Annotated in this window: 13 protein-coding genes; 9 read left to right on the top strand and 4 right to left on the bottom strand. The window is 67.2% G+C overall.

From position 1 onward, the window contains the following. Positions 1-12 precede the first annotated feature (12 nt). From ACQR1F_RS12095 to ACQR1F_RS12070, 6 genes are read left to right on the top strand one after another with little or no spacing between them, the layout of a single operon-like run. Positions 13-834 (top strand): ABC transporter substrate-binding protein, encoded by an 822-nt coding sequence (locus ACQR1F_RS12095; RefSeq protein WP_316177927.1) that lies wholly within the window; start codon positions 13-15, stop codon positions 832-834. Then, a complete protein-coding gene (locus ACQR1F_RS12090; protein ID WP_315804438.1) occupies positions 831-1,688 on the top strand; it encodes an amino acid ABC transporter permease in 858 nt (285 codons plus the stop codon). Before ACQR1F_RS12095 ends, ACQR1F_RS12090 begins: the two co-directional genes overlap by 4 nt. Continuing rightward, positions 1,685-2,452: an amino acid ABC transporter ATP-binding protein gene (locus ACQR1F_RS12085; RefSeq protein WP_316178444.1), complete on the top strand. Its 768-nt coding sequence runs from the start codon at positions 1,685-1,687 to the stop codon at positions 2,450-2,452. Before ACQR1F_RS12090 ends, ACQR1F_RS12085 begins: the two co-directional genes overlap by 4 nt. A gap of 4 nt (positions 2,453-2,456) precedes the next feature. Continuing rightward, the gene (locus ACQR1F_RS12080; protein WP_434913086.1) at positions 2,457-3,275 is read left to right on the top strand and encodes an ABC transporter substrate-binding protein; all 819 of its coding nucleotides are present in this window, start codon (positions 2,457-2,459) and stop codon (positions 3,273-3,275) included. Continuing rightward, complete coding sequence (locus ACQR1F_RS12075) at positions 3,262-4,155, top strand: polysaccharide deacetylase family protein (protein ID WP_434913085.1); 894 nt, start codon at positions 3,262-3,264, stop codon at positions 4,153-4,155. The genes ACQR1F_RS12080 and ACQR1F_RS12075 overlap by 14 nt, the downstream gene beginning before the upstream one ends. Next, positions 4,152-5,525 carry an amidohydrolase family protein gene (locus ACQR1F_RS12070; protein WP_434913084.1) on the top strand — a complete coding sequence of 458 codons (1,374 nt, stop codon included), beginning with the start codon at positions 4,152-4,154 and terminating at the stop codon, positions 5,523-5,525. The genes ACQR1F_RS12075 and ACQR1F_RS12070 overlap by 4 nt, the downstream gene beginning before the upstream one ends. Positions 5,526-5,531: 6 nt before the next feature. On the opposite strand, the gene upp is transcribed toward ACQR1F_RS12070, so the two are convergent. The 3 genes from upp to ACQR1F_RS12055 all read right to left on the bottom strand — a co-directional run bounded on the left by upp (position 5,532) and on the right by ACQR1F_RS12055 (position 8,872). Next, complete coding sequence (gene upp, locus ACQR1F_RS12065) at positions 5,532-6,161, bottom strand: uracil phosphoribosyltransferase (protein ID WP_316238412.1); 630 nt, start codon at positions 6,159-6,161, stop codon at positions 5,532-5,534. Between the two features lie 224 nt (positions 6,162-6,385). Continuing rightward, complete coding sequence (locus ACQR1F_RS12060; protein WP_434913083.1) at positions 6,386-7,600, bottom strand: URC4/urg3 family protein; 1,215 nt, start codon at positions 7,598-7,600, stop codon at positions 6,386-6,388. 15 nt (positions 7,601-7,615) lie between these two features. Continuing rightward, on the bottom strand, positions 7,616-8,872 hold the full coding sequence (locus ACQR1F_RS12055) for a GTP cyclohydrolase II (RefSeq protein WP_434913082.1): 1,257 nt from the start codon (positions 8,870-8,872) through the stop codon (positions 7,616-7,618). Between the two features lie 258 nt (positions 8,873-9,130). Here ACQR1F_RS12055 and ACQR1F_RS12050 point away from each other — a divergent pair, with 258 nt between their 5' ends. Together ACQR1F_RS12050 and ACQR1F_RS12045 are read left to right on the top strand one after the other, a co-directional pair. Further along, the gene (locus tag ACQR1F_RS12050; protein ID WP_434913081.1) at positions 9,131-10,360 is read left to right on the top strand and encodes an amidohydrolase family protein; all 1,230 of its coding nucleotides are present in this window, start codon (positions 9,131-9,133) and stop codon (positions 10,358-10,360) included. A 279-nt stretch (positions 10,361-10,639) separates the two neighbouring features. Continuing rightward, positions 10,640-11,566, top strand: a complete 927-nt coding sequence (locus ACQR1F_RS12045; RefSeq protein ID WP_434913080.1) for an N-carbamoyl-D-amino-acid hydrolase — start codon at positions 10,640-10,642, stop codon at positions 11,564-11,566. Positions 11,567-11,790: 224 nt separating this feature from the next. Here ACQR1F_RS12045 and ACQR1F_RS12040 read toward each other — a convergent pair whose 3' ends face one another. Beyond that, positions 11,791-12,450 carry an aspartate/glutamate racemase family protein gene (locus tag ACQR1F_RS12040; protein ID WP_315804446.1) on the bottom strand — a complete coding sequence of 220 codons (660 nt, stop codon included), beginning with the start codon at positions 12,448-12,450 and terminating at the stop codon, positions 11,791-11,793. A gap of 128 nt (positions 12,451-12,578) precedes the next feature. Between ACQR1F_RS12040 and hydA the strand changes: the two genes are divergently transcribed. Continuing rightward, positions 12,579-14,048, top strand: a complete 1,470-nt coding sequence (gene hydA, locus ACQR1F_RS12035; protein WP_434913079.1) for a dihydropyrimidinase — start codon at positions 12,579-12,581, stop codon at positions 14,046-14,048. Positions 14,049-14,204 lie beyond the last annotated feature (156 nt).

The raw sequence follows: 14,204 nt of genomic DNA, 5'->3' as shown, positions 1-14,204 counted from the left end.
GAGTGTTGCAGGATGCGCCGTTCGTTGTTTGCAGGTCTCGTCATCCTCGCCTCGTTTGCTGCGGCGGGGGCGGCGGAGCTGCCCGCTGAGATCAAGCAGGCTGGCGTGCTCAAGCTCACGGTCAACTCGACCTACGCGCCGATGGAATATCACGACCCCGCCACCAACGAGCTGAAGGGTCTCGACATCGACCTCGCCAACGCGCTGGCGAAGCGCCTCGGCGTCAAGATCGTCTGGAGCGAGACGCCGTTCGCCGAGCTCATTCCGTCGCTGCAGACGAAGCGCGCCGACTTCATCATCTCCGGCATCTCGGATCGTGCGTCGCGGCGCGAGACCGCCGATTTCGTCGACTATCTCGTCACCGGTCCGCAGTTCTTCGTGCTGGCGGACAGCGATGCCAAGGCCGCGACCGATCTGTGCGGCCGGAAGATCGGCACCACGCGCTCGACCAGCTTCCCGCAGGAGATCGAGAAATGGAGCAAGGCCAGTTGCGAGGCCGCAGGGAAGCCCGCCGCGCAATATGCGCCGGGGGAGAACTCGATCGATGTCCGCAATCAGCTCAAGCAGGGCCGCATCGATGCTGCCGTGCAGGGCAGCGAGACTTTGCCCTATGCGCAGTCGCAGGAGGCCGGCAAGTATCGCATCGTCGGCGAGCCCATCGCCTTCGGCTACCAGGGCATCATGTTCCGCAAGGATGATGCCGCGCTGCGTGAAGTGGTGACCGAGCAGCTCAAGGCGATGATCGCCGACGGCAGCTACAAGGCCATCCTGGACACATGGGGGCTCGGGGCCAATGCGGTCCGCGAGCCCATGCTCAACGCGGCGCCGCAATGAGCCGCAGCGAGGCCCTGGCCGACGGCTTCCCGGATCTGTCCGGACACGGGATTGCGCGGCAGGCGCATTGGGGCCGCTGGCTCGCGGCCGCTGTCATCGTCGTCGTCCTCGTCGCGATCGGGCGGGCCTTCGCCAAGGGGCAGATCGAGTGGGTGTTCGTCGAACGCTTCCTGACGGCGCCGGTGATCCTGCGCGGCATCGTCAACACGATGGTCATGGCGGTCCTGGCGATGATGCTCGGAATCGCGCTCGGCGTCGTCGTTGCGATCATGCGGCTGTCGCCCAATCCGGTGCTGCGGTCGGTCGCCGCCGGCTACACCTGGCTGTTCCGCGGCACGCCGCTGATCCTCCAGTTGTTGTTGTGGTTCAATCTGGCGCTGGTGTTTCCAACCATCGGCATTCCCGGCCTGTGGAGCGCGCGCGCGGTCGATGTGATGACGCCGTTCCTGGCCGCGCTGCTCGGGCTCGGCATCAACCAGGGCGCCTACACGTCCGAGGTGATGCGCGCGGGCCTGCTGTCGGTCGATATCGGGCAATACGAGGCGGCGCAGGCGATCGGCATGGGACGATTGCAGGCGCTGCGCCGGATCATTCTGCCGCAGGCGATGCGCGTGGTGATCCCGCCGCTCGGCAACGAGTTCATCGGCCTGGTCAAGGCGACCTCGCTCGCCAGCGTGATCCAGTATCCGGAGGTGCTGCACTCGGCCGAGAACATCTACTACGCCAATTCGCGCGTCATCGAGCTCCTGATCGTCGCCGGCCTGTGGTATCTGCTCGTGGTCTCGATCCTCACGCCGCTGCAGATGCTGCTCGAACGCCGCTTTGCCCGCGGCATCGCGCGAGGCGGCCGCTGATGAGGCCGCTGGTCGCCATCCGCCAACTGAGCAAGCGCTTCGGTGAATTTCAGGCGCTGAAGCAGGTCTCGCTCGACGTCTTCGAGGGCGAGGTGGTTTGCCTGATCGGGCAATCCGGTTCCGGCAAGACCACCTTGCTCCGCTGCGTCAACCAGTTGACCACGGCCGACAGCGGCGGCATCTGGCTCGACGGCGCGCTGCTCGGCTTCCGCGAGCAGGACGGCCGGCTGCACCGGCTGTCGGAGCGCGAGATCGCGCGGCAGCGGCTCGCCTGCGGCATGGTGTTCCAGCGCTTCAACCTGTTTCCGCACATGACGGCGCTGGAGAACGTCATCGAGGGGCCGGTGCAGGTGCAGAGGCGCAGGCCGGCCGAGGCGAAGGACGAGGCGATGGCGCTGCTGCGCCGGGTCGGCCTCGCCGACAAGGCGGGCTCCTATCCGTCACAATTGTCGGGCGGCCAGCAGCAGCGCGTCGCGATTGCGCGGGCGCTTGCGATGAAGCCGCGGCTGGTGCTGTTCGACGAGCCGACCTCGGCGCTCGATCCGGAGCTGGTCGGCGAGGTGCTTGCCGTGATGAAGGAGCTCGCGACATCCGGCATGACCATGCTGGTGGTGACGCATGAGCTCGGCTTTGCGCGCGAGGTCGCCGACCGGGTGGTCTATATGGACCAGGGCGTGATCGTGGAGAGCGGCCCGGCCCGCGAGGTGCTGCGCGCGCCGCGCGAGGCGAGAACAAGAGCGTTTCTGGCAGCGGAAGTGGGGTGAGGTGATGGATTTGAAGTGGATCGTGTTGGCTGGACTCATGAGCGCCGCCGTGGCGGGCACGGCTCTCGCCGCCGAACTGCCGGCCGAGATCAAGCAGAACGGCCTGCGCATCGCGGTGGTGCCGAACTATCCGCCGATGGAGTTCAAGGATCCGGCCACATCGACCCTGACCGGCTTCGATGTCGAGCTCGGCGAGGCGCTGGCCAAGAAGCTCGGCGTCAAGGCTGTCTGGCAGGAGACGAGCTTCGACCAGTTGATGCCGGGCCTCGCCACGCAGCGTTTCGACATCATCCTGACCGGCATGACCGACTACAAGAGCCGGCAGGACACCGCGACCTTCATCGATTATCTGCGCAGCGGCCCGCGCTTCTTCGTGCAGGCGTCGCGCGCGTCCGAGCTCAAGGAGCCGACCGCGCTGTGCGGCAGGAAGGTCGGCGCCTCCAGGCGCACCAAGTTTCCGGACCAGATCGCGGCCTGGAGCGAGAAGAACTGCGGATCAAGCCCGATCCAGTTCGTCGGCACTGAAGGCTCGGCCGACGCGCGGACGCAATTGAAGCAGGGCCGCATCGATGCCGCCGTGCAGGGCAACGAGACCTTGCCCTACATCATGGACCTCGAGCCGAACGCCTACGCGCCGGTCGGCGAGATGATCGCGCTGCAATATACCGGACTCGCGACGCCGGTGAAGGCGGACGAGCTCCGTGGCGCGCTGCACGCTGCGCTGGAGGGCCTGATCGCCGACGGCAGCTACAAGGCGCTTCTGGCGAAGTGGAAGCTCAGCGACAACGGAATCGAGAAGGTGCTGATCAATGCTGGACAGTAAGGCGCTCGCGGGGATCCCGGTCGTTCCCGCCAACACTGCGCCGCCGGCGCCGGACTATCCATGGCCTGCGCCGTACAGAGCGGCGATGTTCCTGTCGTTCGACATCGACGCCGAGAGCGCCTGGACGTCGAAGGATCCGGCGCACGCCGCGCGCCTGGTCACGATGAGCTTCGGCGGCTACGAGGCGCGCGTCGGCACGCCGAAGCTGCTCGAGCTGCTCGCCGAGCTCGATCTCAAGGCGACGTTCTTCATCACGGGATGGGCGGTCGATGCGCATCCGGCGATGGCGGAGGCCGTGCTGAAGGCGGGCCACGAGATCGGCCATCACGGCTATCACCATCTGCTGCCCGATCCGGGCGATCCCTTCATCGTCGAGGAGATCGAGCGCGGCTTCGAGGCGATCCAGCGCCGGCTCGGCATCCGGCCGATCGGCTACCGCGCGCCGTTCGGCGAGTTCTGCGAGGAGCTGCGGATAGCGCTGGTGCGCCAGGGAATCGTCTACACCTCGTCGTTCCGCGACGACGTCAGGCCCTATCGCCATTGCCTCGCCGACGGCAGGCCGGGCACGATCGAGATCCCGGTGACCGCGAGCTATGACGACTGGATGCACGGCCTGTCGGCGCGGTTCTCGCCGCGCTCGATCTTTCCGAAGGAGCACGTGCTGTCGATGTGGAAGGATGAGCTGGACGAAGTCCGCGACTGGGGCGCGATGGTGACGACCGTGCTGCATCCGCAGGTCTCGGGCCGGCCGATGCGCTTCCGCCTGCTGCGCGAGTTCCTGACCTACGCCAAATCGTGCCAGGACGTCTGGATCACGACCGGCGCCGAGATCGCCGCGAACTACCAGCGTCAAGAGGCGGCGGAAGCGAAGAGCGCATGAGCACGACCGCGATCTTCGGCAGCTATGTGCTGACGCGCAGGGACGGCGCGCAGGACGTGCTGCGCGATCACTGGGTGCTGGTCGAGGGCAGGCGCATCGCGGCCGTGACGCGCGACAGGCCGGCGGCGGACGAGGTGTTCGATCGTCCGGGCCGATTCGTGCTGCCGGGGCTGTTGAACCTGCACAACCACATCTTCAGCGAGGCGATCGCGCGGACGCTGACCGAGGACGGCAACGGCCGCCGCAACAACAAGAGCATCGTCTATACGGTGCTGCTGCCGCTGTCCAAGCGCGGCGCGGAGATACTCACCGCGGAGGAGCGCTTGGCGATCGGCCGCATGGGCGTGCTGCAGCTCCTGAAGGGCGGCGCGACCACGGTGATGGAGCCGTTCCGCAACGCCATCCCGGAGCTGTTCGATGCGGCATTCGAGATGGGCCTGCGCTTCTACGGCGCGCCCTATCTGTTCTCGACCTCGGACGCCAAGGCGGATGCCTCGGGCACCGTGCACTATGCCGGTGACGACGGCGAAGCCGACATGGCGACCTGGAACGCGCTGCATCAGCGCTGGCACGGGCAGGGCGACGGCCGCATCCGGCTCGCGATGAGCCCGCACGCGACGGATACCTGCGGGCCGGATCTCTTGCGCGCGGCCGCGAGCCGGGCGCGCGAGCTCGACGTTCCCATCACGACGCACATGGCGCAGAGCCCAGGCGAAGTCGCGACGATTGCGCAGCGCCATGGCGGCCGCACGCCGGCCGAATATCTCGACTGGCTCGGCCTGCTCGGTCCCGATCTGCTGGCCGCGCACTGCCATGCCTCGACCGATGCCGACCTCGCGCTGATGGCGGCGCGCGGCGCCGGCGTGCTGAACTGCCCGCGCGTGTTCGCGCGCGCCGGCGTCACCGCCGCCTTCGGCCGCTTCGCCGCGCACGGCGTACGCACCGCGGTCGGCACCGACGGCTACAACATGGATCTGCTCGGCGAGCTCAACGCGGCGTCGATGATCTCGAAGATCGCGCTGGGAAGCGCCGAGACGGCGAGCGCGCCGGAATTGATCGACGCCGTCACCACGACGGCCGCCGCCATGATTAAGCGCGACGATCTCGGCGTCCTCGCGGCGGGGGCGACCGCCGACCTCACCGTCGTCGACATGACGCATCCACATCTTCGGCCGCTACATGACCCGCGCCGCGGCCTGATCGCGCTCGCCAACCGCGCCAACATCGACCAGGTGATGATCGATGGCCGGCTGCTGATCCACGACGGCCACTATCTGCATGGTGACGAGGCGGCGATCACGGCGGCCGGCGCGGCGGCGATCGAGAAGATCTGGGCGCTGCCCGAGGCGCAGGCCGCCTTCGCCGGCTGAGCGGGACTACCTGGTCCCGTATGCGCGGTCGCCGGCGTCGCCGAGGCCGGGGACGATGAAGGCGTCGTCGTCGAGGCCTTCATCGATCGCGGCGGTCCACAGGGCGACATCCGGATGCAGGCCGCGGACGCGCTCGACGCCCTCCGGAGCTGCGATCATGCAAACCATGCGGATATCCTTGGCGCCGCGCTCCTTGAGCCGGTCGACCGCGGCGACGGCGCTGTTGCCGGTCGCGAGCACCGGGGTGACGACGACGGCCAGGCGCTCCTGCAGGTCGGACGGCGCCTTGAAGAAGTACTCGACTGCGGTGAACGTCTGCGGCTCGCGGTACAGGCCGATATGGGCGACGCGAGCGGTCGGCACCAGATCGAGCATGCCGTCGACGAAGGTGACGCCGGCGCGCAGCACGGGCACGAACACCAGCTTCTTGCCGGCGATCTTGGCCGACTGCATCCGCGCCAGCGGCGTCTCGACCTCGACCTCGGTCAGCGGCAGGTCGCGCGTGACCTCGTAGCAGAGCAGCATGCCGATCTCCTTCAAGAGCTCGCGGAACGACTTGGTCGAGATCGACTTGTCGCGGATCAGGGTCAGCTTGTGCTGCACCAGCGGATGATCGACGACCGTGACGCCTTCCATGGCTTTCATCTCCGAAGCGTAGGGTGGGCAAAGGCGCGACGCGCCGTGCCCACCGCGATCTTAGCTCAGCTTGGAATGGTGGGCACGCTGCGCTTTGCCCACCGTACGCGCAACTGATCAGTTTCGTCATGGCGAGGAGCGAAGCGACGAAGCAATCCAGACGTCCTTCCCGCTTTGCTCGCAATGACGGAACCGCGAGGTCGGCGACCTCAGGCCCAAACCCCTTAAAACACCGTGCCGTCGGTGAGGATGGTCAGCGGCGGCGAACCGTCCGGGCGGCGGGCGAAGGCGAGCTTGCGGCCCGCGGCCCAGCTGCCGCCTTCGAGGATGCGCGCCAGCGGTAGCTGCTCCGCGGTCTGGCCGGTGCGCCGGCGGATCAGTTCGGCCAGCCGGTCGAGCAGGGCGACGGTCAACGCGCGCCATTCTACCACCAGCGGAGAATCGACCTCATGGGCGCGCGCGGCATCGGCGGGATCGCGCAAGCTCAGCACGCCGCCGTCGACGAACAGGCCGCCATTGCGGTATTCGGCGAGGCCGGTGAGGCCGTCGATGTTGTCCACCACCAGGCCGGCGCGCTGCAGCGGTTCGATCAGCGAATAGCTCAGCCATTGCGACAGCTTGTGCAGCGGGACGAGACCGGTGGTCGCGTCATCGGTGATCAATGATGGATGCCGCCAGCAATCGCCGAGCGCCGTGCCGTGCAGCGTCAGGCGTGACGGCCAGATCGGGCCGAGCTGACGCAGCACCTGCTGCAAAATCGAAGGGGCCTCTATGCGGCCGCCAGCGGCCATCCGATCGAACAGGCCACCCGGCCGCGGACCGTCCTTCGCGCCGAAGACCTCGGGACTTGCCGCCACGACCGCGCCTAGCCGCCGTAGCAACTCCACGCGCCCCTCGAGCCCGACCAGCGGATTGTCGGCGCCGACCTGAAAACCGCGTTCGAGATCCGCGACCGTGAGCTGCCTGAGCCTCGCCGCATCGGCCCGCAGCGGATCGCTCGCATTGGACGAGAACGCGCCGCTTGCGAACATCTCGAGGCTGGCCAGCGCCAGCCCTTCGGAGCGGCCGATGCTGAAGCCGCTGGCTTCGTCATGATAGCGCCACGCCGCGCCGGCGCCGGCGTCGAGCAGCACGCTCGCGATGGCGAGATCGAACTCGGCGCGCGCCCGCGACGCCGCATTCGGCCAATTCACTTTGTCGGCGATCGCGGCCCAGCGATCGACACCACCGACCACGAAATGCCGCCAGCGCGAGTGGAACGGCACCTCGCCGTCGGGATAGGCCTTGCGGGTCACATCGAGCACGACGTCGGCGATCGCGTCGAGCCGGGCGATGTCGATGCGGAAATGCGGCAGCTTGTCGGCGAGACCGAGCGCAAGCAGCTGATGCGACCGCTCGCGCACGGCGCGGGCCGACAGGAGATATGAGACGTCGTCCATGATCTGCTGCTGCGCTCAGTACTTCTCGAGCGGGCGGCCGACGGTGTCGCCGAGCGCCTCGGGTTTCTGCGGCTCCAGCGAGAAATAGCCGGCCGCCTTCTTGGCCGCGATCTCGACATGGGCGTCGGCGGGAATCAGCTCGTCCGGGATCGGCACGCGCTCGACGATGTCGACGCCTTGGCCCACCAGCGCGTCGTGCTTCATGTCGCTCATCGAGATGAAGCGGTCGATGCGTTTGATGCCGAGCCAGTGGATGACGTCGGGCATCAACTGCTGGAACCGGGCGTCCTGCACGCCGGCGACGCATTCGGTGCGCTCGAAATAGGCCGCTGCGGCGTCGCCGTCCTCCTGGCGCTTGCGTGCGTTGTAGACCAGGAACTTCGTCACCTCGCCGAGCGCGCGGCCTTCCTTGCGGTTGTAGACGATGATGCCGAGCCCGCCGTTCTGTCCCGCCGCAACGCATTCCTCGATGCCGTGAATCAGATAGGGGCGGCAGGTGCAGATGTCGGAGCCGAACACGTCGGAGCCGTTGCACTCGTCATGCACGCGGCAGGTGATCTTGGTGCGGGGCTCGTTCAGCTTGGTGACGTCGCCGAACAGATAGACCGTGGTGCCGCCGATCGGCGGCAGGAACACCTGCAGGTCGGGCCGCGTCACCAGCTCCGGATACATGCCGCCGGTCTGCTCGAACAGGCCGCGGCGCAGACTGGTCTCGCTGGTGCCGAAGCGCGCGGCGACGCCGGGCAGATACCACACCGGGTCGATCGCGACCTTCACCACCGAGACGCTGCCATTGGCATGCACGACGTCGCCGTCATGGACGAGGCGCTTGGCCGCGAGCGCTGCATGCAGCTCGGGGAGCTCGATGCGTGCCTTGGTCACGGCGATGGTCGGCCGGATATCGATTCCTTCCGCGATCTCGCCGCCGAAATTCTCGGCCACCAGATGGCCCCAGGGATCGAGCGCGACGATCTTCGCCGGATCGCGCCACTGCGCGAACGGGCCGATCGTGGCGGCGGGATGGGTGTTGGTGAGATCGGGGCGGCGGATCGGATCGAGCGCACCGGATGATACCGCGAGCGCGCGGTAGACCGTGTAGGAGCCACCATGGCTGCCGATCACGTTGCGGTCCTGCGGCCGCGACACGGTGCCGATGATCGGCCCGCGCTCGCGTGCGGTCTCGGCGCCCCAGTGGAGCGGGAAATTATGCTTGGCGCCTGGCACCGGGTGCGAGGTCAGGCGGATATGATCCGTGCGGTTGGAGCGAGTCATCGGACAGCCACCCCCAAAACGGCAACGGCCCGCCTTGACGACGGGCCTGAGCAGAACGCGTTCACGTTTTCCATGCATCAATATAGCAGTTTTTCTGCAGCAAACAAGGGTATCCCGGGCGGCATCTATTTGTAAACGAATGGTGACGACGGCCGGCTTGCAATGCAGCGCGGCCTCGCCCGCTGGCATGGCGCTTGCCTTTTGGACGCGACGCCGCCAGCTTGGCGCGCGTAGGGAGTCTTCGGCGGCAAAGGCGGCATGGACCTGATCATTCGCAACGCGGTGCTGGCGCAGCAGGGCGAGCTGCGCCGCGCCGATATCGGAATTTCCAAAGGCCGCATCGCCGCCATCGAGTCCGCGCTGCCGGCCGAGGTGGAGGAGCGCGACGCCGAACATTGTCTCGTCGTGCCCGGCTTCATCGAGACCCATATCCACCTCGACAAGACCTGCATCCTCGACCGCTGCAGCATCCGGGAGGGGACAGTCGCCGAGGCGGTGCGGGAGACCGCGGCGGCCAAGCGCAACTTCACGCCGGAGGATGTCTATGCCAGGGCGAAGCAGACCGTTGAGCGCTGCGTCAGCCATGGCACGATGCGGATGCGCACCCATGTCGAGCTCGATCCCGGCATCGGCTTCATCGCGTTCGAAGCCATCCAACAGCTCGCGCGCGACTACGACTGGGCGCTCGATCTCGAGATCTGCGTGTTCCCGCAGGAAGGCCTGACGAACTATCCGGGCACCGAGGAGCTGCTGATCGAAGGACTGCGTCGTGGCGCGCGCACCATCGGCGCCGCCCCGTATTTCGACACCAACCCGCCGGCGCAGATCGACCGCATCTTCGCGATCGCGCGCGAACACGACGTCGACATCGACATGCATCTCGATCTCGCCGAGACGCTCGACCACATGCAGATCGAATATGTCTGCCGCAAGACCGAGGAGTACAAGTGGGGCGGGCGCGTCGCTGTCGGCCATGTCACGCAGCTGTCGCTGCTGCCGCCGGAACGCTTCAACGCGATCGCCGCGCAGCTCGCCAATGCCGGTGTCGCCGTGACCGTGCTGCCCTCGACCGACCTGCATCTGATGGGACGGCGGCAGGATCATGCGATCCCGCGCGGCGTGGTCCCGCTGGAGCCGTTGCGCGAGAGGGGCGTGACCTGCTCGCTCTCGACCAACAACGTGCTCAACCCGTTCACGCCCTATGGCGACGGCTCGCTGATCCGGATGGCCAACCTCTACGCCAATGTCTGCCACGTCTCGCGCCCTGACCATCTCGCCGGCTGCCTCGACATGGTGACCCATGATGCGGCGAAGCTGATGCGGCTCGGCAACTACGGCATCACCGTCGGCGCGCCGGCCGATCTCGTCTGCATCGATGCCGCCGATCCGACCGAGGCGGTCGCAACGCTGGCGCAACCGCTGTGGGGCCTGAAGCGGGGGCGGCCGTCGTTCTCGCGCACGCGCCCGGTGCTGCATCGGCCGGGATGATGGCGGCACCAGGTACTTTCGGCATAGTGGCACACGCCGCTCTCTCGATATCGGTTCGGTGCCGCCGGTCATCTCAGCGCTGTCCGATGCAGCGCCCTCTCCCCTTGTGGGAGAGGGCATGTACGGCCATCCGCGTACGCGGTCGGGTGAGGGGTCTCGTTCGACGAGTGCCGCTCGTGGAGAAAGACCCCTCACCCAACCGAGCTTGCCGAGACGTCATACATGCCCTCTCCCACAAGGGGAGAGGGTGCATATACGAACTGATTGTGGAGTTCCATCATGCGCATCATCAACGTTGCCGCGGCCCAGATGGGGCCGATCCAGCGCGACGACAGCCGCGAGGCCGTCGTCACGCGCATGATCGCGCTGCTGGACGAGGCCAAGCGCAGGGGCGCTGATCTCATCGTCTATCCGGAGCTGGCGCTCACCACGTTCTTTCCGCGCTGGTACATGGAGGATCAGGCCGATGTCGATGCCTGGTTCGAGCGCGAGATGCCCAACGCCGCGGTGCAGCCGCTGTTCGACCGCGCAGCGCAGCACGGCATCGCGATGTATCTCGGCTATGCCGAGCTGACGCCGGATGGGCATCACTACAACACGGCAGTTCTCACCGACCGCGCCGGCAACATCGTCGGCAAGTATCGCAAGGTACATCTGCCAGGCCACGAGGAGTTCGAACCGGAGCGCAGCCACCAGCATCTGGAGAAGCGCTATTTCGAGCCGGGCGATCTCGGCTTTCCCGTCTGGCGCAATCTCGGCGGCATCATCGGTATGGCGATCTGCAACGACCGCCGCTGGCCGGAGACTTATCGGGTCATGGGCCTGCAGGACGTCGAACTGGTGCTGATCGGCTACAACACGCCGTCGGTGAATTCGCTGAAGTCAGCGGAGGGACTGCAGCAGCGCCTGTTCCACAACCGGCTGTCCGCGCAGGCCGGCGCCTATCAGAACTCGTGCTGGGTCGTGGCGGTCGCGAAGGCTGGCGTCGAGGACGGTCATCACCTGATCGGCGGCAGCCTGATCGTCAATCCCGACGGCGAGATCGTCGCGGAAGCGCTGACGGAGGGCGACGAGGTGCTGGTCGTACCTTGCGATCTCGATGCGACACGGTTCGGCAAGGAGACGATCTTCGACTTCGGGCGGCATCGCCGGGTCGAGCATTACGGGCTCATCACCAGCCGCACCGGCGCAGTGCCGCCGGAGTGACCCAATGTTGTAGTTTGTAGGCGAAATCCTCGCGCGGATCTCGGTGCGCTCCCTCTCCCCGTTCTTACGGGGAGAGGGTTGGGGTGAGGGGCAGCCACGCGCACCGAACGTGCGGAGAGTCCCCCTCACCCGGATTGCATCTGACGATGCAATCCGACCTCTCCCCGCAAGCGGGGCGAGGTGCACCGAGGTCGCCGCGCGAGTGTTGCCACCAAACAATGCGCTCAGCTGGCAAACGCCACCGCGCCCAGAGCCATGGTCACCGCAGCCTGGGTCGGATCGATCACCGGAATCCCCAGCGCGTCCTCCAGGTTCTTGCGATGCCGCGCCATGCCGGCGCAGCCCATCACGATGGCGCCGGCGCCGTCCTCCTCCTTCAGCGCGCGGCCGACCGCGATCATCTTCGCCAAGGTGCCTTCACCAGATGCCGTCTCGGCCACCGTCATGTCGAGCGGACGCTCGGCGGCGAGGCGGTCCATCAGCCCCATCTGGCGGAGATAGCGGATGTGGCGGCGGATCGAGCGCTGCGCGATGGCGAGCACGCCGAACGTATCGGCGCGGGTCAGCGCGGTGAGCACGCCGCATTCGGCGATGCCGAGCACCGGCCGTGCCGTGGCCTCGCGGCAGACATGCAGCCCAGGGTCGCTGTAGCAGGCGATCACGAAGGCGCTGGAGGCGTTGTCGCCCTCGACGAAGCGTCGCAGCGGCAGAGTGACGCTGTCCGCGTCCTTCTGGCTCTCGATGCCGTAGGGGCCTTCCTTCAGTGTCTCGCAGACGATCTCGGGCCCCTCCGCGAACATCAGCGGCTTGAGCGCCGCCGCGAGACCGTCGGTGACCACCTGGTTGGAGTTCGGGTTGATCACGGTGATGCGCGGGCGGGACATGGGAGCTACCTGCTTCTTCAGTGTTGACGGCGCGTGACAGGCAATCACTATGCCACGGCTGACGCAATGGGGCCGATGCGGCCATCTCGCGTCGACGGCGTTCCATTTGACAGAACTAGGAGATCGCGATGACCGAGCCGGCCTATGACCTGATCATCCGGGGCGGGCGCGTCGCCACCACCACGGATACGTTCGAGGCCGATGTCGCCGTATCAGGCGAGACGATCGCGGCGATCGGCCGCGGGCTCGGGCCCGCCAGGCGCGAGATCGATGCGCGCGGCAAATATGTGCTGCCCGGCGGCGTCGACAGCCATTGCCACATCGAGCAGCTCTCGGCTGCCGGCATCGTCAATGCCGACACGTTCGAGAGCGCGACGACCTCCGCCGCGTTCGGCGGCACCACCAGCGTGATCTCGTTCGCCGCGCAGCATGTCGGTATGCAGCTGCCGCAGGTGCTCGAGGACTATCACGCGCTGGCACGCAAGGGCGCGGTGATCGACTACGCGTTCCACATGATCATTGCCGATCCGACCAAGGAGACCTTGGAGCGCGACCTGCCGGCGCTGATCCGGCAGGGGCACGGTTCGATCAAGATCTTCATGACCTATGACCGGCTCAAGATCGACGACGAGCCGCTGCTCGACATCCTCGTCGCCGCGCGCGAGGGCGGCGCGATGCTGTGCGCGCATGCCGAGAACCACGGCATCATCTCATGGATGGTGAAGCGGCTGCTGGCGCGCGGCTACACCGCGCCGAAATACCACGCCATCAGCCATGCGCGCTTCTCCGAGGCCGAGGCGTTCAACCGCCTGATCGGCATGGCGGCGCTGGTCGATCAGCCGATCATGATCTTCCACGTCTCGACCGCGGAAGGCGCCAAGGTGATTCGCGATGCGCGCGGGCAGGGGCTGAAGGTGTTCGCGGAGACCTGTCCGCAATATCTGTTCATGACGGCTGATGATCTCGACAAGCCCGGCATCGAGGGCGCGAAGTGGATGTGCAGCCCGCCGCCGCGCCGCGCGCCCGACCAGGAGGCGCTGTGGCAGGCGCTGTCGCTGGGCGATTTGCAGACGATCTCGTCGGACCACGCGCCGTATCGCTTCGACGAAACCGGCAAGCTGCGCGCCGGTCCGAACCCGAACTTCAAGCAGATCGCCAACGGCCTGCCGGGCCTGGAGCTGCGGCTGCCGCTGCTGTTCGACGCGATGGTGTCGAAGGGCCGGCTCGGCCTCAACAAGTTCGTCGAGCTGACGGCGACGGCGCCGGCGAAGATCTACAATCTGCATCCGCGGAAGGGCGCGATCGCGATCGGCGCCGATGCCGACATCGCGCTGTGGGATCCCGACAAGCACGTCACGATCAGCGATGCCGCCATGCACGACCTTGCCGGCTACACGCCGTTCGCCGGGCGCAGCGTGCAGGGCTGGCCGGTGACCGTGCTGTCGCGCGGCCGCGTCATCGTCGATGACGGCAAGCTGTCGGTGCAGCCGGGCTCGGGCCAGTTCCTCGCCCGCAGCGGCGGCGAGGCGGCGAAGCCGACAGGGCGGCTGGTAGCGGACATGGACCCCGAGCAGAATTTCGGGGCGACGCTGTTGTGAGGGCGCGAGCACACGTCGGCCGGTGGCCTCGTGCTTCGAGACGGGCGCTACGCGCCCTCCTCAGCATGAGGAGCGAGGGCGAGGTTCGCGGCGCGCGAGCCGTGTTCCCTCATGGTGAGGAGGCTGCGTCAGCAGCCGTCTCGAACCATGAGGCCC

The sequence above is a fragment of the Bradyrhizobium sp. HKCCYLS3013 genome (assembly GCF_051167615.1).
GTDB lineage: Bacteria > Pseudomonadota > Alphaproteobacteria > Rhizobiales > Xanthobacteraceae > Bradyrhizobium.
The sequence above is the reverse complement of the archived record's forward strand: the minus strand, read 5'-3'. Positions and strand labels throughout refer to the sequence as shown.